At 62.1% G+C, this 21,078-nt stretch carries 16 protein-coding genes; 10 read left to right on the top strand and 6 right to left on the bottom strand.

The genetic code is table 11. The features are described 5' to 3' along the window. Positions 1–64: 64 nt before the first annotated feature. Complete coding sequence (locus B0919_RS22040; RefSeq protein WP_078014468.1) at positions 65–481, bottom strand: BrxA/BrxB family bacilliredoxin; 417 nt, start codon at positions 479–481, stop codon at positions 65–67. 157 nt (positions 482–638) lie between these two features. Between B0919_RS22040 and B0919_RS22035 the strand changes: the two genes are divergently transcribed. The 3 genes from B0919_RS22035 to B0919_RS22025 all read left to right on the top strand — a co-directional run bounded on the left by B0919_RS22035 (position 639) and on the right by B0919_RS22025 (position 4,252). After that, positions 639–935 (top strand): hypothetical protein, encoded by a 297-nt coding sequence (locus B0919_RS22035; protein ID WP_078014467.1) that lies wholly within the window; start codon positions 639–641, stop codon positions 933–935. Positions 936–1,014: 79 nt separating this feature from the next. Further along, positions 1,015–2,070: a tetratricopeptide repeat protein gene (locus tag B0919_RS22030; RefSeq protein ID WP_078014466.1), complete on the top strand. Its 1,056-nt coding sequence runs from the start codon at positions 1,015–1,017 to the stop codon at positions 2,068–2,070. A gap of 127 nt (positions 2,071–2,197) precedes the next feature. Beyond that, on the top strand, positions 2,198–4,252 hold the full coding sequence (locus tag B0919_RS22025; RefSeq protein ID WP_078014465.1) for an OmpA family protein: 2,055 nt from the start codon (positions 2,198–2,200) through the stop codon (positions 4,250–4,252). Between the two features lie 107 nt (positions 4,253–4,359). Here B0919_RS22025 and B0919_RS22020 read toward each other — a convergent pair whose 3' ends face one another. Continuing rightward, positions 4,360–5,649, bottom strand: a complete 1,290-nt coding sequence (locus tag B0919_RS22020; RefSeq protein ID WP_078014464.1) for an SMI1/KNR4 family protein — start codon at positions 5,647–5,649, stop codon at positions 4,360–4,362. Positions 5,650–6,056: 407 nt separating this feature from the next. Here B0919_RS22020 and B0919_RS22015 point away from each other — a divergent pair, with 407 nt between their 5' ends. The 6 genes from B0919_RS22015 (at position 6,057) to B0919_RS21990 (ending at position 11,458) form a co-directional block, all read left to right on the top strand. Continuing rightward, a complete protein-coding gene (locus B0919_RS22015; RefSeq protein WP_078014463.1) occupies positions 6,057–6,710 on the top strand; it encodes a lactate utilization protein C in 654 nt (217 codons plus the stop codon). Next, complete coding sequence (locus tag B0919_RS22010; RefSeq protein ID WP_078014462.1) at positions 6,691–7,476, top strand: UDP-2,3-diacylglucosamine diphosphatase; 786 nt, start codon at positions 6,691–6,693, stop codon at positions 7,474–7,476. Before B0919_RS22015 ends, B0919_RS22010 begins: the two co-directional genes overlap by 20 nt. Next, positions 7,439–8,359, top strand: a complete 921-nt coding sequence (locus B0919_RS22005) for a hypothetical protein (protein ID WP_078014461.1) — start codon at positions 7,439–7,441, stop codon at positions 8,357–8,359. The genes B0919_RS22010 and B0919_RS22005 overlap by 38 nt, the downstream gene beginning before the upstream one ends. A gap of 103 nt (positions 8,360–8,462) precedes the next feature. Further along, on the top strand, positions 8,463–9,449 hold the full coding sequence (locus B0919_RS22000; protein ID WP_078014460.1) for a ComEA family DNA-binding protein: 987 nt from the start codon (positions 8,463–8,465) through the stop codon (positions 9,447–9,449). A 169-nt stretch (positions 9,450–9,618) separates the two neighbouring features. After that, positions 9,619–10,503 carry a hypothetical protein gene (locus B0919_RS21995; RefSeq protein ID WP_078014459.1) on the top strand — a complete coding sequence of 295 codons (885 nt, stop codon included), beginning with the start codon at positions 9,619–9,621 and terminating at the stop codon, positions 10,501–10,503. Between the two features lie 76 nt (positions 10,504–10,579). Next, entirely contained in the window at positions 10,580–11,458 is an 879-nt protein-coding gene (locus tag B0919_RS21990; RefSeq protein WP_078014458.1) for an SDR family oxidoreductase, read from the top strand. A 175-nt stretch (positions 11,459–11,633) separates the two neighbouring features. Here the strand turns inward: B0919_RS21990 and B0919_RS21985 are convergent, their stop codons facing one another. The 3 genes from B0919_RS21985 to B0919_RS21975 all read right to left on the bottom strand — a co-directional run bounded on the left by B0919_RS21985 (position 11,634) and on the right by B0919_RS21975 (position 15,659). Beyond that, complete coding sequence (locus B0919_RS21985) at positions 11,634–13,424, bottom strand: hypothetical protein (RefSeq protein WP_078014457.1); 1,791 nt, start codon at positions 13,422–13,424, stop codon at positions 11,634–11,636. A gap of 195 nt (positions 13,425–13,619) precedes the next feature. Next, entirely contained in the window at positions 13,620–14,126 is a 507-nt protein-coding gene (locus B0919_RS21980) for a gliding motility lipoprotein GldH (RefSeq protein WP_078014456.1), read from the bottom strand. A 6-nt stretch (positions 14,127–14,132) separates the two neighbouring features. After that, positions 14,133–15,659, bottom strand: coding sequence for a stage 0 sporulation family protein (locus B0919_RS21975; protein WP_078014455.1), 1,527 nt, complete (start codon positions 15,657–15,659; stop codon positions 14,133–14,135). Between the two features lie 529 nt (positions 15,660–16,188). Here B0919_RS21975 and B0919_RS21970 point away from each other — a divergent pair. After that, entirely contained in the window at positions 16,189–16,998 is an 810-nt protein-coding gene (locus tag B0919_RS21970; RefSeq protein WP_078014454.1) for a M57 family metalloprotease, read from the top strand. 532 nt (positions 16,999–17,530) lie between these two features. Here B0919_RS21970 and B0919_RS21965 read toward each other — a convergent pair. Then, on the bottom strand, positions 17,531–20,092 hold the full coding sequence (locus tag B0919_RS21965; protein WP_176133174.1) for a S8 family serine peptidase: 2,562 nt from the start codon (positions 20,090–20,092) through the stop codon (positions 17,531–17,533). Positions 20,093–21,078: the final 986 nt, after the last annotated feature.

The following is a 21,078-nucleotide window of genomic DNA, read 5'->3' as shown; positions in this document are numbered from 1 at the left end:
CACTACAGCAAAAAGGCCCGCGGCAAGAGCCGCGGGCCTTTTCGGTGCATGAAAAACTTTTATGTTAGCAGTATTCGGCAAACGCACCCTGAAGGTTGTCCACAATGCGCATTAAATCATTGCCTTCGATGTGGTAGCGCTCAATCATGTGCACCAACTCGCCGTCTTTGAACAGCGCAATGCTCGGCGAGGAGGGCGGGTAAGGCAGCATGAATTCGCGGGCCTTGGCTACGGCTTCGGTTTCCATGCCGGCAAATACCGTTACCAGCTTGGCAGGCTTCTTGTCGGAGCTCGACAGGGCCATTTTCAGGGCCGGGCGGGCCTTGGCGGCGGCGCAGCCGCACACCGAATTCACGGCTATCAGCACCGTGCCTTCGTCGGTGTTGAGGGCGGCTTCTACTTCCTCAGGCGACATAAGCTGCTCGAAGCCGGCTTCGGTGAGGTCTTGGCGGATCGGGGCCACCATGTATTCGGGGTACATTGCCATGATTGACAAAGGCTTGGGGGTAAAACTCGGTTGGGTGGAGAGCAGCCGCAGCCGCCCGGCACGAAATTACGCAAACTCGCGGGGCTCGGCCGCGTGTATAACCACGAAGGCCCCCCGAGAAGTTTTGTAGAATAGTAAAAACGCTTTTTCGATGACCGCCGCCGAGTTTACCGCCACCCTAACGGCCGCTGCTCCGCCCGCACACCTGTCGCCGCTGCTGCGGGCCCTGTGGCTGGAGCATCACGGCCAGTGGGAGGACGCCCACGACCTGGCCCAGCAGGAAGAAACCGACCCGCTGGCCTGCTGGCTGCACGCCTACCTGCACCGGCGCGAAGGCGACCCGGGCAATGCTGGATACTGGTACCGCCGCGCCGGGCGGGGCCGTTTTGCGGGCTCAGAAGCCGAGGAATGGCAGGCCCTGGTGCACGCTGCACTGGAGAAAGAATGACACTGCAGAGCGAGAGGTACGGAAAAATGCAATATATTTCGACTAGACTTTGAGCATACCTCGCTCCGGCACACCTGCTATGAAACAATACTTATTCTTATTTGGATGCGCGCTGACGGCATTCGGGGCGCAAGCCCAAACCGATACCGTCCGCGCTTCAACGCTGCCGCCGGCGCAGCTCGCCGAAAAATATTACAATAGCGGCGTCGCGAAGTTCAACGACAAAAGCTACAACTCGGCGCTGAGTGACTTCGACAAAGCCCTGAGTGCAAAACCTGATTTTGCCAAGGCTTACTACAACCGCGCCGCCACCCGCTACGAGCTAAAGCAGTACGCCCCGGCCGTGCAGGACTACAACGAGGCCATCCGCCTCGACCCAAGCACGTTCACGGCCTGGTACGGCCGGGCCCAGGCCCGGCAGGCCCAGGGGCAGAACGCCGAAGCCGAGCAGGACTACGGCAAAGTCACCGAACTCAAGCCGGACTACGCCGCTGCGTGGTACGACCGCGGTGCCCTGCGCTTCGAGAAAGGCGACTACCAGGCGGCCCTGCAGGACTTCACCCAGGCCACGAAAGTAGACCCCAAGTACGCCTACGCCTGGCACGACCGCGCCAGCACCGAGCGGCAGCTGGGCCAGACGGAAGCCGCCGTGCGCGACTACACCGAGGCCTTGCGACTCAACGCCGACCTACACGTGGCCCTGCTGAACCGCGCCGCCGCCAAGCGCCGGCAGAAGGACTACGCTGGTGCCGTTACGGACTACTCCGATTACCTGCGCCGCCGCTCCGATGACCCCGTGGGCTACCTCGGCCGCGCCAACGCTCGTTACGAAGCCGGCGACTACCAGGCCGCCGTGGATGATCTGACACAGGCCCTCAAGCTCAAATCAGACTACGCTTTGGCGCTAAACAACCGCGCCGCCGCCTACCAAAAGCTCAAGAACTACAAAGCCGCCGAAGCCGATGCCTCCGCCGCTATTCAACTGAACCCGCAGTACGCCGAGGCCTACCTGAACCGCGGCCACGCCCGCGAAATGCTGCGCAACGTGCCCGGTGCCTGTGCCGACTGGCGCAAGGCCGCCGAACTGGGTTTGGCAGCCGGTACTGGCTACGCCGCCAACTCGGGCTGCGAATAAGCTCAGTTTAAGAGTTTTTGCGGTCTGCCTCCCGCTGCTTCTTCTGCGAACCGCAGGAAGGCGTTAGCCGAAACCTTCTGCGTCCTCTGCGGGCCATCTGACGTCCGCTCCCCTCTCTCGACAAAACATGCTTAGATATCTATACGCTTCCCTGCTGCTGCTGGCTTCCCTGGCGGCCAGTGCCCAGAACATTGAGTTCAGCAAGGATGAATTCAAGGGCGACAAGGAAAGCCTGAAAAATGCCCTGAAGGAAATCAAGGAGGCCAATAGCTGGTACGAGGCCGACCCGGCGCGCTACGAGCAGGCGCTGCCGCACTTTCTGGCGGCGCAGCAGGTGAATCCCAACAACGCGCAGCTCAACTTCCGCATCGGGCACTGCTACCTGAACTCGACCTACAAGGCCAAGGCCCTGCCCTACCTGCAGAAGGCCTACCAGCTGGACCCGCAGGTGGATTCGCGCATCCGCTACATGCTGGGCCGTGGCCTGCACCTGAATGCGCGCTGGGAGGAAGCCATTGCCGAGTACAAAGCGGCCATGCCAGCCGCGGGCGGCAAAAACGCCACCGCCCAGCAGAACGACATCCGTAAGAAGATTCAGGAGTGCGAATCGGGCCTGGCGCTGATGAAGACGCCTACCCGCGCCTTTATCGACAACGTGGGCACGGCCATCAACACGCCGTACCCGGAGTACGGCCCGGTTATCACCGCCGACGAATCGGTGATGCTGTTTACCTCGCGGCGCGAGGGCGGCACCGGCGACGACAAGGACCCCAACGTGGGCGGCTACTTCGAGGACATCTGGCAGTCGGTGAAGGGCGCCGACGGGCAGTGGCAGGCGGCCAGGAACCTGGGGCCGACCGTCAACACCAAGGGGCACGACGCGGTGGTGGCTCTTTCCCCCGACGGGCAGAAGCTCATCACCTACGTGGAGGACGGCGGCGGCGACCTGAACGAAGCCGACCTGAAGGGCGCCAACTGGAGCAAGCCCGGCTCATTGGGCCGGCGCATCAACGGCGGGCAGTCGCACGAGTCGTCGGCGGCTTACGCTCCGAACGGCCGCATGCTCTACTTCGTGAGCAACGGCGCACCGGAAAGCTCGCGCGGCGGCCACGACATCTGGCGCCTCGACATCGAGGGCAAGGGCAAGGCCGAAAACCTCGGCTCGGTCATCAACACGCCCTACGACGAGGACGGCATCTTCGTGCACCCCGACGGCAAGACCATCTACTTCTCCTCCCAGGGCCACAACTCTATGGGCGGCTACGACATCTTTAAGTCGGAGTGGAAAAACGGGCAGTGGACCAAGCCCGAAAACCTCGGCTGGCCCATCAACACCCCCGACGACGACGTGTTCTTCGTGCTGTCGGCCTCGGGGCGCCACGGCTACTACGCCACTTCCCGCGACGACTCGCAGGGCTCCCGCGACATTTACATGATTACGTTCCTGGGCCCGGAAAAGCCGCCGGTGCTGTCGGCGGAAGAGCCGCTACTGGCCTCGCGGGCGGCCCCGGTACGCCAAACGCTGCTGGCCCCGGCCGTGCCCATTGCCACGGCCCAGGTGACCATCCTGAAGGGTACCGTGACCGATGCCGACTCCAAGCAGCCAATCGAGGCCACCATCGACCTAGTCGACAATACGCTGGGGCAGACCATTGCCTCGTTTAAGAGCAACTCGCAGTCGGGGCGTTACCTCGTGTCGCTGCCCTCCGGCGTGAACTACGGCATCGTGGTGCGCAAGGACGGCTACCTGTTCCACTCCGAGAACTTCGACCTGCCGGCCGGCGCGGCCTTCTCGGAGGTGGTGAAGGACATTCCGCTCAAGAAGCTCGACGTGGGCGCCACGGTGGTGCTGAACAACATCTTCTTCGACTTCGACAAGGCCACGCTGCGCAAGGAAAGCACCGCCGAGCTGGAACGCATCGTGCAGCTGATGACCACGGAGTATCCCTCGCTACGCATCGAAATTTCGGGGCACACCGACAACATCGGCAAGGCCGCTTACAACAAGGACCTCTCGCAGCGCCGCGCCAAGGCCGTGGTGGATTACCTCACCAGCAAGGGCGTGGCCGCCGCGCGCCTCACCTCGGTAGGCTACGGCGACACCCAGCCGGTAGCGCCGAATACCACGAAGCAGGGTCAGGCCCTGAACCGCCGGACGGAGTTTAAGGTGCTTGGCAAGTAAGCATCAGGCACCGAACACGGCGGCCCGGCTCAACGCACATGTTGAGCCGGGCCGCCGTGTTCGGTGCCTCCGGTGAATTACGCGACGAAGGTCTTGAGGCTACGGGCTCAGCCGTTCCAGTAGTACGAAGCGCCGTGCTCCAGCTCCTGCACGCGCTGCTCCACGTAGTGGCGGAAACTCGGGTAACGTTCTTCGCCGGGCACCCAGGCGGCAAAAAACCAGGTTTGCCAGTCGTCGCCTGATTTGGCGGGCGGGATAAGCCACAGCATCTGCTCAGCCGGCACGCGGCTGGCCAATAGGGCCCGCTCCACGTAAGGCGCTATGGTGGCGGCTTCATCGTCGCTTTCTACGTCGGCGTAGCTGGCAGTGATGGTATACAGTTCCGGGTCTTCCAGCTGCCGGTAGAAGCCCATTTCGGCGACGGGTAGCAGTTCCGGGTCGGTGGGCGAGCCGACCAGCCCATCCGAAACAAGGAGAAAGGCTTTGTAATCGGCGGGCAGTGTCAAACCTAACGCCTGCTCTTTGGCTGCAATCTGCGTGGTGGAGGCTCCTGCGCGGCCCAGCCAACTGCCTTCCCAATTCGCCCATTCCAGTATTTCCGGTTCTTCGGCCAAGGCTAGCTCGTTTAGGCGCGTTAGCAGCTGCGACCAGCTCAGGTGAGCAAATACCGGCTGTACCCCGCGCGCTTCCCGCGTCTGCAGAGCCTCCACCAGTTCGGCCACATCCTGGCGGCATTGCTCTGGCGTCAGGCCCAACTCGGCTGCTAAGGCCCCGCGCAGCAACAACGGAGCCGTATGGCGGCCGGCGGCCAGCTTGGCAAAGGTTAAGCTCCAGTTGGGGTCGAGGGCCCGCGCGACCCACTGCTGCAGCATCTGCTGCGCCAGGGCTTCGTCGCCGCTGCGCGCAGCCGCTTCGGCCGCCATGGCGGTGGCGTCGGTGTATTCGTAGTCACTTAGTTCTTGTGGCCGAAGCAGCGCTTGTTTGAGCAAAAACAACGTTTCGGCGTCGGCTTCAGCGTTGACAAACCAGGTTTGCGCCTGCCGAAAGGCATTTTTGCCGCTGAGTTCCTGCCACTCCACATCGGGCATCGGGTAGGCGTACCGGTCGCCGCCTACGTAGCGCCGGTGTTCCTGCTCCAGCGTGTCAAGACTTTGCCAGGCCAATGGCGCACCGGGCACGCTCATGCCGGCAGTCTGCCACAGTACTTGAAAAGCGCGGTCCTGCAATCCGACGTGGGGGCTACGCGGCAGCCCCTGCTGCCAGAGCGCCTGCAGCAGCACGGTAGCGTCGGGCAGAAAGCCAGCTACTGCCAGATACAGGGCAGCATCGGTGACGGCGCGTTGGTATTCGTCTTCCTTGCCCGCCTGAATGGCACGCAGAACAGTTTGCTTGAGCATGTGAAGCTGGTATTGCTGATGTGATTAGCTCTGTAATGTGGTGGCCCATGTTAGCGGCCTAAGAACAAGGCCATAGCTAGCCGATTAATGCCGAGAGGTATTCCTACTACAACTAGCAGAAAACACAAGGGCGGCCACCAAATAGCGCACCACGCAACGTACCACTCACTGAGCAAAATGCCGTAACAAACAATTGACAGTGCGCACCCAGCTACCAGGAAATATCCGGCCTTGCTAAACGAGGTTGGGCTATCGTAAGACCTTATCTGCAGCCCAATCAAGACGAAGCATATGAATACTGGCAGCAAATACATTAGCTTGATTTGTCGGATAAGCTGTTATCAGGAACCCACGCGATTAGAGCCTTGAAAGTAATTGATTCACTCAAACCCTGATTAGCTTTGTCTATGCCCGATACCTCCCGCGACATCATCCTGCGGCGGGTGCGCGAAGCCCTGCAGCAGCCCAGCCCGCACCAGCCCGCCGCGCCCGACTTCACGGCGCCGCTCTTCCCCGCCCCGGCCGACGACCTCACGGTGCAGTTTGCCGAGAGCTTTGTGCGCGCCGGCGGCACGTTCTACTACTGCGCGTCGGAAGACAACTTCTACGACCTGCTCTACGCCCACAAAAAGGAGCGCAACATCGAGCACCTGTACGCCTGGGAGCCGGAGCTGAAAAAGCTGCTGCACGCGGCCGGCATCGTGCACATCGGCGACGAAACCGACTTCATTGCCCACGCCGACGCGGGCCTGACCACCTGCGAGGCCCTGGTGGCGCGCACCGGCTCGGTGCTGCTCAGCTCGGCCACGGCCAGCGGACGGCGCCTGAGCATTTACCCCGATCAGCAGCTGGTGTTTGCCCGCGCCTCGCAGGTGGTAGCCGACATCGGCGACGCGTTGCGGCTGGTAGAAGCTAAATTTGGGGCCGACAAGCTGCCCTCCATGATTTCGCTGGCCACGGGCCCGAGCCGCACGGCCGACATCGAGAAGACGTTGGTGCTGGGCGCACACGGCCCGCGCAGCATCACGTTGTTTTTACTGGATGACCTTCCCACTGCCTGAGCTGCCCCCCATCCACTTAGAGCCGGGCCGCAAGGTGTACTTCGCGTCCGATTTTCACCTCGGCGCCCCCGACATGGCCCGCTCGCGCGAGCGGGAGCGGCGCATCGTGCGCTGGCTGGACATGGCCGCGCAGGACGCGGCGGCCATTTACCTGGTCGGCGACATTTTCGACTTCTGGTTTGAGTACCGCCACGCCATTCCGCGCGGCTTCATCCGCCTGCAGGGCAAGCTGGCCGAGCTGACCGACGCCGGCCTGCCCGTGACCTTCTTCACCGGCAACCACGACATGTGGATGTTCGGCTACTTCACCCAAGAGCTGGGCATTCCGGTACTACGGCACCCGGTGAGCCTCGATATCGGCCCACACCGCTTCCACATCGGCCACGGCGACGGCCTCGGGCCCAAGGACTACACTTACAAAGTGCTCAAGCGCGTGTTTGCCTCGCCGGTGGCCCAGTGGCTGTTTGCGCGCATTCACCCCAACGTGGGCATTGGCATTGCCAACGCCTGGAGCCAGCGCAGCCGCCTGAGCAACACGGCCAAGGACGACGTGTACCTCGGCGACGAGGAGTGGCTGCTGGTGTACTGCCGCGAGCTGGAGCAGCGTTTTCACCACGACTACTACGTGTTCGGGCACCGCCACCTACCGCTCGATGTACCGGTGGGGGCGCACAGCCGCTACGTGAACCTCGGCGAGTGGGTCAATTATTGCACGTACGGCGTCTACGATGGCCACGAACTGCTACTGCGCGAATTTCAGGGCTAAAGCGGCCGGGCTGAGCCTGTGGCTGAGCACCGCCGCCTTGGCCGCCGCGGCCCAAACGACCACCACGCCGCCATCGGCGCCGGCCGAGGTGCGGCCGACGGCGCAGCTGGCTGCGCCCGCGCCAGCCGCCACGCCGCCCACCCTGGCCCTGGTGCGCAATGTAACTTTGCCCCAGCCGGGCGCCGCTTCGCTGGACCGCAAGGGCAACCTCTACATAACCGACCGGCAGAACAACCTGCGGCAGTTTGGGCCCGACGGGCAGCCGCTGGCCGTGTACTCGCCGCCGCTGCCGGGCCGCACGGGGCTGGTGGAAGCCTGGAACACCACTAAAATCCTCATTTACTACGACGACCGGCAGGAGCTGCAGCTGCTCGACCGGTTTCTGGCCCCCATCGGCAATACCCGTCTGACCGAGTACGTGGACGGCGGCCTGATCCGCACCGCCACCATTGCGCCCGACGACAACTTGTGGCTGCTCAACGAAAGCGACCTGACGCTGCTGCAGTTCAACTCGCAGCAGCAGCGCGTGACGGTGCGCACGCCCCTTGATTTGCTGCTGGGCCGCGTCAAGCCCGATTTCCGCTTTCTGCGCGAGTATCAGAACAACCTGTACCTGGTCGACCACACCTCGGGCATCTGGGTATTCGACAACCTGGGCAACTTCCGCAAGCAGCTGCCGCTGCCGGGCCTGAACTGGGTGGGCTTCCGCGGCGACGAGCTGTACTACGTAAAGGACGGCCTGCTGCACTTCTTTCACCTTTACGCCCTGAAGGAGCGCACCGTGCTGCTGCCCACAGCCGACGCCGCGCAGGTGCTGGTGGGCGAGCAGTACCTGTACGCCCTCACACCCGCCGGCTTTGCCGTGTACCAGCTGCCACGCTGAGCATTAGGCAACGTAGCGCGTATTTTTTTGCTAAACCCACATCTAACCAATTGGATTTACTTGTAGCTTCTCGCCGTATTCGAGTTGCTCCGTAGTTTATCCTATGTCCGTGTTTGCTACGCTGCGCCGGTTTGTGCGCCGCCATTTCGGGTTTTCGCGCGCCGAAACCAACGGCTTCGCCTTCCTGCTGGTTTTGCTGCTCCTGTTGTTGGCCGCGCCGGTGTTGCTGCGCCCTGCCCTACCCCACTACGACCCCAGTGCCGACCGCCGGCAGCTTGATCAGCTGGCAGCGGCTCTTACCGCTGCGCGCCCAGCCACGCCGGAGCGCCGCAGCTACCCTGCCCGCCGCAACTCCTACGTTCGGGTGGCGCGCATCCCGCTCACGCCATTCGATCCGAACACGGTGGACGAAACCGGCTGGCAGGCCCGCGGGCTGCCACGCTTCCTTGCCAAGCGCCTGGTGAAGTACCGCGAAATCATCGGCGGCTTTCGGGCCAAGGAGCAGCTGCGCAAGGCTTACGGCTTAGAAGACTCGACCTACCAACGGCTAGCGCCCTACCTGCTCTTGCCTGAGCAACTGCCGGCCCGCGAAAAACCAACCTTTGCCAGCCGTTACCCCGACCGCACCACCGCTGCCGACGACGCAGCGACGCCCGCCCGCTTCCCGCGCAAGCCGCGTAACCTGCAGCCCTTCGACCTGAACCGGGCCGACACCACCCAGCTCATGCAAATCCGGGGCATCGGGCGCAAGCTATCCATGCGCGTGGTGGAGTACCGCGAGCGGCTGGGCGGCTTCATCACCGAAGATCAGACGGCCGAAATCTACAGCCTGCGCGACGCGCCCGACCTGGTGGACAGCCTACGCAAGTACACCTTCGTGGCCACGGGCTACCAGCCCGCACCGCTGAACGTGAATGAGGGCAGCTTCGAAGAAATCTGCCAGCACCCGTATCTGGGCAAGCGCCTGGCGCGCGTGCTCATCGCCTACCGCCAGCAGCACGGCCGCTTCCGCCAGCCCGCCGACCTGCGGCAGATCCGCGTGCTCGACGAGGAAACCTACCAGAAACTGCTGCCCTACCTGCGTTTCTGAGCTGACGGCGTCCTTGGTTACATTTTGCCCGAGCTCAAGCGTAGCGGCTACCGGCACCCGGCTCGGCCAAACTGCAGCCAAGTGCACCCACCGACGCGGGCTTTGCGTAAGGCAGCCCAAGCCGCCGCTAGTGCATTCAGGGCGGCGTGGCTGTTTCAGCGTCTGCTCTATGCTGTTTTTACTTCGCGACAAGCTGGTTCCCCTGCTCATCTTCGTGCAATCGGTGCTGTGCGGCTGCGCCAAAGATGCCGACCGCGGCGACTTCGACCGCGTCACGCAGGAATATGCCGTGCGGCCCGTGGGGCGGCTGCACAAGGAAGAGGTGGTGGAAAGCTCCGGGCTGGCCGTGGCCGATGCCGACGGCAACCTGTGGACCCACGGCGACGGCGGCAACACGTCCTGGCTGTACCTGGTCAATCCACAGGGCGACCTGATCCGCACCCACCCCGCGCGCGGCGCCACGAACGTAGACTGGGAAGACCTGGCCCAGGACCGGCAGCGCGGCACGCTGTTCATCGGCGACTTCGGCAACAACGCCAACAAGCGCCGCGACCTGCGCATCTACTGCCTTTCCGGTCCCAACCTGTCGCAGCTCGAAACCATCCAGTTTCGCTACCCCGATCAGCGGCAGTTTCCGCCCAAAAAGCCCGCCCGCAACTTCGACTGTGAAGCCTTCTTCTACCGCGACGACAGCCTGTACCTCTTCACCAAAAACCGCGGCAAGGGCAACTGGGTGAAGGAATACCACCTGCCCGCCAAGCCCGGCAACTACGTGGCCCGGCTGGCCGACAGCATCCGCATCAATACCTGGATTACCTCCGCCGACATCAGCCCCGACGGGCGCACGGTGGCCTTGATGGGCTACGGCCACATCTACCTGATCGAGACCAAGCCCGGGGCGCGGCTGTTCGACGGCCGAAAAAGCTGCTTGCCGGTGCCGTCCACCGGGCAGGCCGAGGCGCTGACCTTCGTCAACGACCACGACTTCATTTTCAGCAACGAAAAAGGCCGCCTGTACCGGGCGTCGTACCGCAGCGCGGAAGCCGCGCGTTGAAGCCACGGGGCCGAACAATCCCGGGGCCTTAGCGGTAGTTGACGACCGACTCATCTCCAACCCAAACACCCCTCCCATGCCCGAAACTATCCTGGTCACCGGCGCTACCGGCAACGTCGGCAGCGAGCTGGTGCGCGCCCTGAGCAACCGCGACGTGCACGTGCGCGCCGGTGTGCACTCCGTCATCAAGGGCGACCGGCTGCGCCACCTTAACCCCGACGTTCAGCTGGTGGAGCTGGACTTCGAGCGTCCCGAAACGCTCACCGTGGCCTTCACCGGCGTCGACCGCGTGTTTCTCGTTACCCCGTTTACCGACACGCAGGTACAGATGGGGCAGCAGCTCATCGATGCAGCCAAAGCGGCCCGGGTCAAGCAAGTGGTTCGGCTTTCGGTAATGGGCGCCGAAGCCGAGCCGGGCATTCAGTTGGGTCGCTGGCACCGCGAGGTGGAACGCTACCTGGCGCAAAGTGGCCTGCCGTACGCCATTCTGCGCCCAAATAGCTTTCTGCAGAACTTCATTAACTACCAGGGCGAGTCCATCCGCCAGCAGGGCGCCATCTACCAGCCGCTGGGGGAAGGCCGCATAAGTTACATCGACGTGTTTGACATTGCCGAAGTCGCTGCGGCTATTCTCACCGATGATATTCCGAAGCACCACGGCCGGGCCTATGCCCTCACCGGCCCGCAGGCCCTGAGCACCCAGGAAGTAGCGGCCGCTATCGGCCAGGCGGCCGGCCGCCCCGTGCAGTACGTGGACGTGCCCGAAGAAACCGCCCGCCAGGCCATGCAGGGCGCCCCGCAGTGGATGATTGATAGCATGATGGAGCTCCACGCCCTTGGCCGGGCGGGCCACGCCGCTGGCATCACGCCCGATGTGGAACGGCTCACGGGCCGGCGGCCCCGCACGGTGCAGGAATTTGCTCAGGAAAACCGGGCCGCGTTTTTGCCGGCTTAGTCGGCGTTGTCGGCTCGGGTGAGGCCCCGGGATGCACCCTGTTCGTTGCGTTGAGGACCAAAAGCTACACCTGAACTCAGTAAACTGCGCTTGTCAGCGCCTCGCCTGACCCGACAACAAAAAAGGCCCCTCGGCAGCTGCCGAGGGGCCTTTTTACTAATTAGCTCAGAAGGGCTTAGTAACGGTCATCCTCGTCGCGGCCGCGGTTGCGGCGCATGGCCGAGCCGGAACCGTAGTCCGAGTCTTCGTTCTGGTTGCGGTTGTTGCCGCGGTTCTGCTGGCCGTAGTTCTGGCTACGGTCCTCGTTGCGCATGTCGCCGCGCGAAGCCGAGCCCTGGCGCGAGTTGCGGTTCGACGAGTCGTACTCGTCGTTGTAGGAGCCGCCGCGCGAGCCGAAACCCTGGTCGGAGTTGCCCATGTAGCCGCCACGGCCTTCGTTGTAGCCGCTGCGCGAGCCGTAGTTGCTGTTCTGCGAACCGTACGACGAGCCCGAACGGCCCGAGTCGTAGCGGTCATCGTTGTAACCGCCGCCGTAGCCACTGCCCATCTGGCCGCCGCCCATGTTGCTGCGGCCCTGGCTGCCCTGACCGCCGCTGTAGCCACCACCGTAGTAGTCGCCGCCGCGCGAAGAGCCTTGATTGTCGTAGCCGCCGCGCGAAGAGTAGCGGTCTTGGTCTTCGCGCTGGTTGCGGGTGCTGTACTGGCCGTAGTCATCCTGCTCACGGCCGCCCTGGCCGCCGCGGTTGCCCTGCTGGCCGTAGCCGCCCTGCATGCCACCACCCATCGACGAGCGGCCGTAGTCCTGGCTGTAGCCCTGGCCCTGCCCGTAGCGCGAGCCGTTGTCGTTCGAGCTGCGGTCCTGGTTGTTGCCCTGGCCGTAGCCGCCCTGCATGCCTTGGCCACCGTAGTTGCGGCCGCTGTAGTCGCCGCCCTGGCTGCCATAGCTGCCTTGCATGCCACCACCCATGTTGCTGCCGCCTTGCTGGCCGTAGCCACGCTCCTGGGAACCGTACGAGTCGCGCTGGCCGCCGTACTGGCTGTCCATGTGGCCTGAGCGCTGCTCACCGTAGTTGTGGCCGCCCTGCATGCCCTGACCGCCGCGGTTGCTCATGCCCCCGCCGTAGTTGCTCTGCTGGCCGTAGCTCCCGCTGTAGCCCCCTTGGCTGCCGTAGCCGCCACCACCCTGGTACTCGTCGCGGCCGCTATACTGGCCGTAAGAGTTGCCTTGCGTGCCGCGGTTGTAGCCATCCTGGCCGTACTCGCCGCCGCGCGAACGGGTGTCGAAGTCTCGGTCCTGATTGCCGTAGCCGCCTTGGGTATTGCCGCGGCCGTGCGAGCCGTACTCGCCGCGACCGGCGCCGCTGTACATGTTTTCGTCCCGGTCACGGTCTTGGTGGCTGCCTTGCATCGAGTTACCGAAGTTACCGCCGTAGTTGCCTTGGCTGCTCTGCTGATCCGAGTCCGAACCCGAAGACTGGCCGCTATTTTGGTCCTGACCTTTCGATTTGCTCGAAGACGAACCGCTCTTACCAGCCGAAGTCGAAGCCTTGGTGGTCGAGCCCGATTTCTTGGCCGAAGCCGACGACGAAGACGAACCCATAGCCGACTTGCTGCCGCCGCTCTTGCTGCTCGACGAGCCACCGCCCGACGACTTGCTGCCGCTGCCCGAAGCCGAGCTATCCAGGCCACCCTGGCCCGCGCTCATTTCCGAGTTGGCCAACGACTGGCTGGAAGTAGTCGAGCCTGACGAACGGTTGCTGTCGCTGTTACCGCTGGTCAGGCCCGAGGAAGAAGAACCGGATTGGTTGTTGGCGTTGCCTTGCATGCCGCCCGCAGTGGAGCCCATGCCCGAAGTACCCAAGGTACCAGTAGTGCTGCCACCTTGTGTGGTGCTGCCCTGCGCACCTTGCGTCGAACCAGAGGTTTGATTTTTGGTGTCGTTCGAATTTTTGGTGTTATCCGCCATGGTGAAGGTATTTTGGTTGGGTGAGAAATTGGAATGCGGTTAAACTATACGCCAGCGTTTCCGGCGGAGTTGTCCAAATCCAAACAATTCACCTTCCCGTCCAAGCCCCCATTCGGCCGTTACTTTCCTATTTAAAAACAACGAAGCCGCTCCCAGTGGAAGCGGCTTTGCTACTGATTTACAGCTCAATGCTGATTACTTACCGGCTTCGCCCGGCGCGGCTTTTTCTACCCGCACGCCCACGGCCATGATGCCCGGCAGCACGTCCTGGCGCATGTACTGCTCCAGCACCATGCGATACTTGCCAGCCTGCGGAAAACGCTGGTCGCGCAGGGCCAGAAACTGGTGGTCGAAGATGTCGCCGGTGCCGTCGCCGCGCGGCTCGCCAGTCTTCGGGTCCATTAGAATCATCTGGTGCAGCATGGGCTTGCCCACGGGCCCGGCCGGCCCGGTAAGCGTGGCCTTCACGTACAGGTTGTAGTAGCCGTAAGCCGACGCGTTGCGCACGTTCAGGTACACATTATAGGGCTGGTTTGGATCGGTTATCTCAAACTCAAACGCGGGCTTGTTCTGCACCGACCATGCGTAGTCGGGCAGGTCTTCGTTGGTTTCGAAGACGCGGTTAGGGTCGCAGGCCGTCAGCCCCATCAGCAGCCCGAAGCAGGCCGCACGCAGCAGAAACAGGTGGAGGGTACGCAGCATAAAAAGTTACGAAGCAGAGGGCGACGGATTAGCGGACTCATTGGGGTTGCCTTCTCCCCCGCCACCCCGCCGGCCGCCGCGTCGGCTGCGGCCACTGCGGCCTTCCTCGCTACCCGGCTTGGCCGGTCCGGCTCCTCCTTCGCCCGGTGCCGCTCGGAAGCGCGGGTCGAAGCGCGGTGCCGGGCGGTCGGCACGCGGCGCATCGGTGCTTACGTTGCCGCGGCCACGGCGGCCCGAGCGGCCGCCCGATTTGCTTCCTTCGGGCCGGCCTTCGCTATCCGCTGGGGGTGCCGCTTCCACGGGCGCCTTGGGCTTGGGCTCCTGCCGGGGGCGCGGGGCGTCCTTCGGCAAGGAGGCGGTGGGCTTGGGCTGCACGCCCGAAGGCGGCGACACGGGCACTTTGTCCTTGTCCTTCTTCTTTTTGCGCTTGGCGCGTTTGCCGGCCTTGATCTTGTCGTCGAGGCGGTCGAGTGAGCCTTCCACGTGTTCCTGCACGCTGGGAGCGGGCTCGGGCTCGGCCACCGGTGCCAGCAAGGTCTCGGGCTTTTCGCCGGCCTTGTTCAGCGCCTGAATTTCCTTGACCCGCTCGGTGGGCAGCATCACCCAGTTGTTGTCGCCACGCAGGGCAAACCACATCCGCTTCTTGAAGATATCGGTCTTCTGCAGGAAGGCGTCGCCCAGCTGCGTCTGCAGTGGCCGCGACACCTGCGGAATGTCCTTGAGCGCGTCGAGGTAGGTTTCCAGCTCGTAGTTCAGGCAGCACTTCAGGCGGCCGCACTGGCCCGAGAGCTTGGCCGGGTTCAGGCTCAGGTTCTGGTAGCGCGCGGCGGTGGTGCTCACGCTCTTAAATTCCGTCAGCCAGGTAGAGCAGCACAGCTCGCGGCCGCAGGAGCCGATGCCGCCCAGGCGGCCGGCCTCGTGGCGCAGCGAAATCTGGCGCATCTCCACCCGTACCCGGAATTCTTCAGCCAAGCGCTTGATCAGGTCGCGGAAGTCCACGCGGTCTTCGGCCGAGTAGAAAAAGGTGGCGCGGGTGCGGTCGGCCTGGTACTCTACGTCAGAGAGCTTCATGCGCAGGCGCAGCTCATCCACCACCGAGCGGGCGCGGAACATGGTGTTCAGCTCCAGCTCGCGGGCGGCGTCGTAGCGCTCCACGTCCTGCGGCGTCGCCACGCGCAGGATGTTGCGGATGTCCTTGGAGTCCTGCGCGACCTTTTTCTTTTTCATCTGCAGGCGCACCAGCTCGCCCTTCAGCGACACGTAGCCGAGGTGCCAGCCGTTGCCGCCGGCCTCCACCACCACCGGGTCACCGGTGATGAGCGGGAGGCGCTTGTCGTTGCGGTAAAATTCTTTGCGTCCGCCCTTAAAGCGGATTTCTACGAGGTCAAATTCCTGGAAGCCGGCTGGCAGGTCGATGTCCTGCAGCCAGTCGAAAACATTCAGGCGCGTGCAGCCGCCCGAGGAGCAGCCCCCTTTGGAGCCACAGCCAGAAGTAGCGCATCCGCCACCGCTGGAACATGAAGTGCAAGCCACAGTGAGAATCTATATGATGAAGCAGGTCATCTGACAACGCCTGCGGACAACAATTGGGTTTCTAACAAAGATACGTAATTCGGCAAGTGCCCTGAGAAGCGCGCCAACCGGCACTACTTATTCCCAGTTTGGGCAGCTTCATCGTCGCTTCTGCCCTCTATTTCCGGCAACTTACCAACCCAGTCTCACTATAGGATTTTATCTGTATCAACATGGTTTAGCATGTTGGGCGGATGAGCATACTATTCGTCAAAATTTAGCAAAACCGATTTGTTGAAATAATACAATAAATAAATAACGCAAACTATTGCACATACATTCTCTTGAAATGCATCAAAAATCTGTTAAAACAACATAAAAGGCATATTTTACAAACACAGACTACTGCTATTACAAGGAACGTGCGCTTACGCTTACGCGCGATACGGTTAATAAATAATGAAGTTTAGGTGATTTTTCATTGATGTTTTCAAAAAAGACTCCTACCTTTTGCGCATTGTTCAACCAAACCTCCCAACCAAACCACTTTATGAAGCTCAACAAAGTACTGTCGACCGCTGCTGTTTGCGCCTTCGCTGCGCTGTCTATGACCAGCTGCTCCAAAAAGGAAAATGTACAAGCGCAGGGCCCTGTTGCCGACGCCACTATCAACCAAATTAAAGCCCTTGGCTTTACGGTAGACGGCGCCCGGAAAGTAGAAGGCGGCGTAGTAGTAGAAGGCGACATTTTGCTGACCAACGAGATGCTGGCCAGCAATCCGGAAAACCAGCTGCTGCGCGTTGGCCAAGACGAGCAGTACCGCACCACCAACCTGGTGACGCGCCTGCCCCGCACGCTGACGGTTAAACTGGTGGGCAGCTTCCCTTCTGCTTACGTATCGGCTGTTGACGAGGCTATCCGCCGCTACAACGCGGAAAACCTGCAGCTGCGCTTTACGCGCGTTACCGGCTCGACTGCTGCTGACCTGCCCATCACCTCGGCCAACCTGGGTAGCGGCGTACTCGGCCAATCGGGTGGTTTCCCCTCGGGTGGCAACCCTGCTCCCGGCTTCAAACTGTCGCCGACGGTCATCAACAGCACCAACGTGGGCTACATTGCCACGATCATGGCGCACGAAATGGGCCACTGCATCGGCCTGCGCCACACCGACTACTTCAACCGCGCTTACAGCTGCGGTGGTTCCGCCTCGAACGAAGGCGCTAGCACGGTAGGCGCTATCCTTATCCCGGGCACTCCTTCGGGCGCTGATCCCAACTCGTGGATGCTGGCTTGCGTTGGCAACGGCGTTAGCCGTCAGTTCAACTCCAACGACCGTATCGCCCTCAACTACCTCTACTAAGCCTCGCCGCTTAGCAGAAGAGAAAGCTCCCGGCTCAGTTGAGCCGGGAGCTTTTCTTTTTCGGTATACCGGGTAGCGGCCTGTCTTGTCACGGCAGTGAAAACTCGTGCTACTCAAAACGGCGAAGGGAGTATTTTCGTCTGACTACGTACTATGGACTGCTTTACCGCAGCCCGACGCTCCGGCTGTCTCCTCTCGCCCAAAGTTTACCCTGGGCCACGGATAGCAAGTCAGCGGCCTTTCATCGTGAGCTTTGCCAGATGGTTATGGGCCCAGGCTTTGGCTAGGCTGTGTTTGAAAAGTCATGTTGGGCTTATAGATGAGCGCAACGAAGCATCTCTACCGCTTGATTGCCCGTAGTGTGTGCCTCCCCCGGCCCCCTCTCCGAAAAAGGAGAGGGGGAGCCAAGCATAGCGGTACAGATGCTTTAACAAGTAGACGCTAGATGAGCATGATCGTTATAAAGTCTTAAAAAAACAGCTTAGGATCATACATGCCCAGCTTGGGAATAATAGCTCTAGCATTTATGGCTTTATAGCACCAAGACGCGCCGGGTTACTTCGCGGCCGCCTGGTATGCTCACGCGTAGCAGGTAAGTACCTGGGTGCAGTCCGTGCGTATCCAGTTCTTTGATGATGCTGGTGTCGGTCATTTCGTCGCGGTGCAACCGGCCTACCATATCAAATAGCCGCACGCGTAACGCCTGATCGGGCGGACCTACGACGGTCAGGGGCTCCCCGACGGTTACTGGCACGGGGTACACCAGCACATTGGCTATGGCGGGCACAAAATTCACCGCTTCCAGCTGACTATATAGGGTTTGGCCTGTGCTGAGCTGTAGCCGGGCGCGGTATTCGGCACGGCCCAGCCGCGGCTGCGGGTCGGTGAGCAAGGTGGTCAGCGGCAGATTTCCGGTCAGGGTTTGCACAGCCGAAAAGCTGCCGTCGGCATTGCGGCGTTCCAGTGCAATGCTCTGGAGCCGGTACGTGGAGCCCAGCGTGAGATTGAACTGCACCGTATCCATCACCTCCTGCTTGGGCAAAAAGGAGCGCACGTAGCACCCATACTGCGCTTGCGTCACGTCGATGGTGCTGCCTCGCTCCCCGGCCCGGCCCTGGATGACCGGGGCAACGGCGTAGTAGCGGGCGGCGGCTTCGGCGGCGGTGAGGTGCAGAACCGTATCCGGCACCAAGCGGTAAGGCTCCAGCTGCGTGGCGCCCAGCCGGTACACCTGGTACTGGGCCGCGCCGGGCACCTGGGCCCAGGTGAGCAGCGTTTCATCGGGGCAGGCATACGCCACGTCCAGCAGCAGAGGCCGGGCTACAAAAAACGTATCCGATACTACGTTTCCGGAGCTGGTGAGTAGGCGCAGCTGAGCGGCGGCCGTTGTGCCCGGAGCCGTCCAGCGAAAGGTTTGCTGCGATAAATCCAGGGAGGAGCTAACGGTGCTCCAGGCAGTTTGCCCTACGGCTTGGTACTCCAGCCGCGCGGCCGTAGCCGGGCCGGCCCACTGCCAGCGCAGCAGCGCCTCTTCACCGGCCCGCACGTTGCGCGCTTTTGAGGGATGCACCCAGGCAAGACCGTTTTCCAGTTCGTAGGCTACGCTGAATGCCTGCGGCCCCTGCCCCAGCTGGTAGCCGCGCACGCGCAGCTCGTAAGTACCGGCAGCGGGCAGATCCAGCGTAATCTGCTCGGCGTTGTCGCGGTGATTGGGGCGGCGCCGGGCGGGCTGGGCCAGCGAATCGAGGCGGGGGTAGGCGCTGAGCGTCCAGGGCAGCCAGCGCCGGCCGTCGGCGGGCCGGGTCAGCATCAGGTCCAGGTCGTTGACCAGGGTACTGGCCGCATTAGCGGCGGCTTCGGGGTCGGTCCAGGCCAGTGTAAGCTTGAGGCGGTGGGTGCCAGCCGGCACTGTAATCGGGAACACCTGCTCCTGACCTTGCCCCACGCTGCCTTCTACAAAACGGCCTTCGAGCATGGTTTGCACAGCCCCCAGCGCATCGGCCTGGCCATAGCCCGCCACAAAATCCACGTTGGGCTGCCCGGTGTCGTCGGCAGAATTCAGCAGAGCGGCCCGTACCAGGGCCGATGCGGGCAACGTGCCGCGCCGCTCCCGGTAGGCGTGCTGCGTGAGCAGGCTAATACCCGACACCAACGCAGCGGCGTCGGAGGAGCCGCCGCTGCCGAAGGCTACCAGTTCGGGCTTCACGCGGCCGTCGGCGGCGGGGCCACGGGAGCTGAGCCCGACTACCTGGCCAAGGGCATCGGTGTTGCCCACGCTTAGGCTGTTTTTGGCGTTTTTGAACTCCCCGGTCAGGTTGGCGGTGTTAGCCAACCCAGCATAAGCAGTGCCCGCGGCGCCGGGCTGATTGCCAATGTTGCCGGCCGAAAACACGTGCACCAGCGTCGGGTACTGCCGGCTTTGGGCGTCGTAGGCACGGGCTTCGAGCCCGTAAAAGTTTTCCACGCCCACATTCACGCCGTAGGAGTGGTTCTGCACCGATACGCTCTGCGCCGCCAGCCCCGCGCCGTCGTCGGGCAGCAGGTTGTCGGAGCTGGATTGGGCGATGCGCGCCTGCCAGGCCGCGCCCTTGCCGTTGGGCGACGAGTTGCCGCCCCCAGCAATGAGCGTGGTCATAATCGTGGAGTGCGCATCGAGTATCTGCGCCTGTGGGTTGGGATTGACGAGGCGCCCCTTGAAATCCAGATCCTCGATGTCAATCGGATTCTCCTTTATCGAAACCGTTAGCCCCCGGCCCGTAAGCTGCGGGTAGCGGGCGTGCACGGCGGTGATTTTGTTGGCGGTCAGGTCGGCGCCGTTGAGTTGGCGCTCGGTCCTGGCCTGCCGGTCGGCGGCTTGCACGAAGCTCACGTAAGGGCAGGCAGCCAGCGCGGCCGCCGTAGCACCCCGTACCCGCAGCAGGCGGGCATGACCCGGCTCCGGTTGTGCCGATGCCTGCGGCTGCTGTTGAGCCAACCACCGCTGGAAAGCCGCCTCGTCCGTTACGCTCACCCGCAGGATGCGCCGCGCGTTGCCCGTTTCCAGCCCGGGCGCCAGGCGGCCAGCCGTGGGAGCGGTTTTTTGGGCCCAGGCCACCGATTGGCTAAGAGTGAATAAAGCAACCAGCAATCCGGCGCGGCTGCAAACGGCCGCGGGCATAGGGTAGGTAAGCTGGCGAGAGGAGGGCCGGAAAGGCCGGGTAACAATATGGCTGATAGCGGCCAAAGCAGCCCGCGCAGGCCGGGAGAGTAAGGTTTTCAGAGCCGGTGGTTTGGTTAGGTGGAGCAGGCGGCAGGCCAACCGATGCAACGGCGGGCCGCTTGGCGGCGGAACTTAGCGAGTTGATGAAAGATAGGCAAAATCGTTGCGAAGCTGATCGATAAAGCAGCCCTAAAACGGTACTCAAACGCAAAAAGGACCGGCAACTGGGCCGGTCCTTTTTATAGCGCGCCTTAAGTAGGGCAGTTTAAGGCTTCAGCACCACCTTGGTGCAGTTGTCTTTCTTGTTGCGGAAGATTCATCAATAAGAACAAAAACCGCATTTTTAGGCTTTAAATAGACTTTTCAATAGCACCACACAGGCATTGATGCAAGAAAAGAGCTAAATCTTGTATCAAGATTGCATCAATACCTAGTGCAAGGGAACAGATACAGGAATTGCACTCAGCATAGTTAAAGCAATTGAATAGAACCAAAGTAGCAGCAGCAGCTACAGACACTTAGAGCAACTATCAGAGCCTAGCCCCGAACCTAGCAGCCCGTTTAAGCCTGTTTTTAAGCCCGTAGAGCGAAGCAAGCACCAAACCCAACCGCTACCCTTCCCGACGTGCCGAGCGTTGATTGTGTTGTGCTGCTGGTTTACTCGCCCTAACTTGTCAATCATCTCATCCAAACCCGTTCAAGAAATGCCAACAGTATCAATTTTGAAGCTCAAAGAGTTGAAGTCCGGCACAGTTATAGCGGATTCATGAACGATGTACATGATAACCACAATGGTTGAACCAGGCTTTGGCATCCTTGCTGGAAATCCACTCAACCGCGGTTTGGATAGCCGCCTCCAGTGCTTCACGGGTACGGGCCTG

Origin of the sequence: Hymenobacter sp. CRA2 (assembly GCF_002007105.1) — a bacterium.
Classification (GTDB): Bacteria; Bacteroidota; Bacteroidia; order Cytophagales; family Hymenobacteraceae; genus Solirubrum.
Note: the sequence above shows the minus strand (reverse complement) of the source record. Positions and strands in the feature narration are given on the sequence as shown.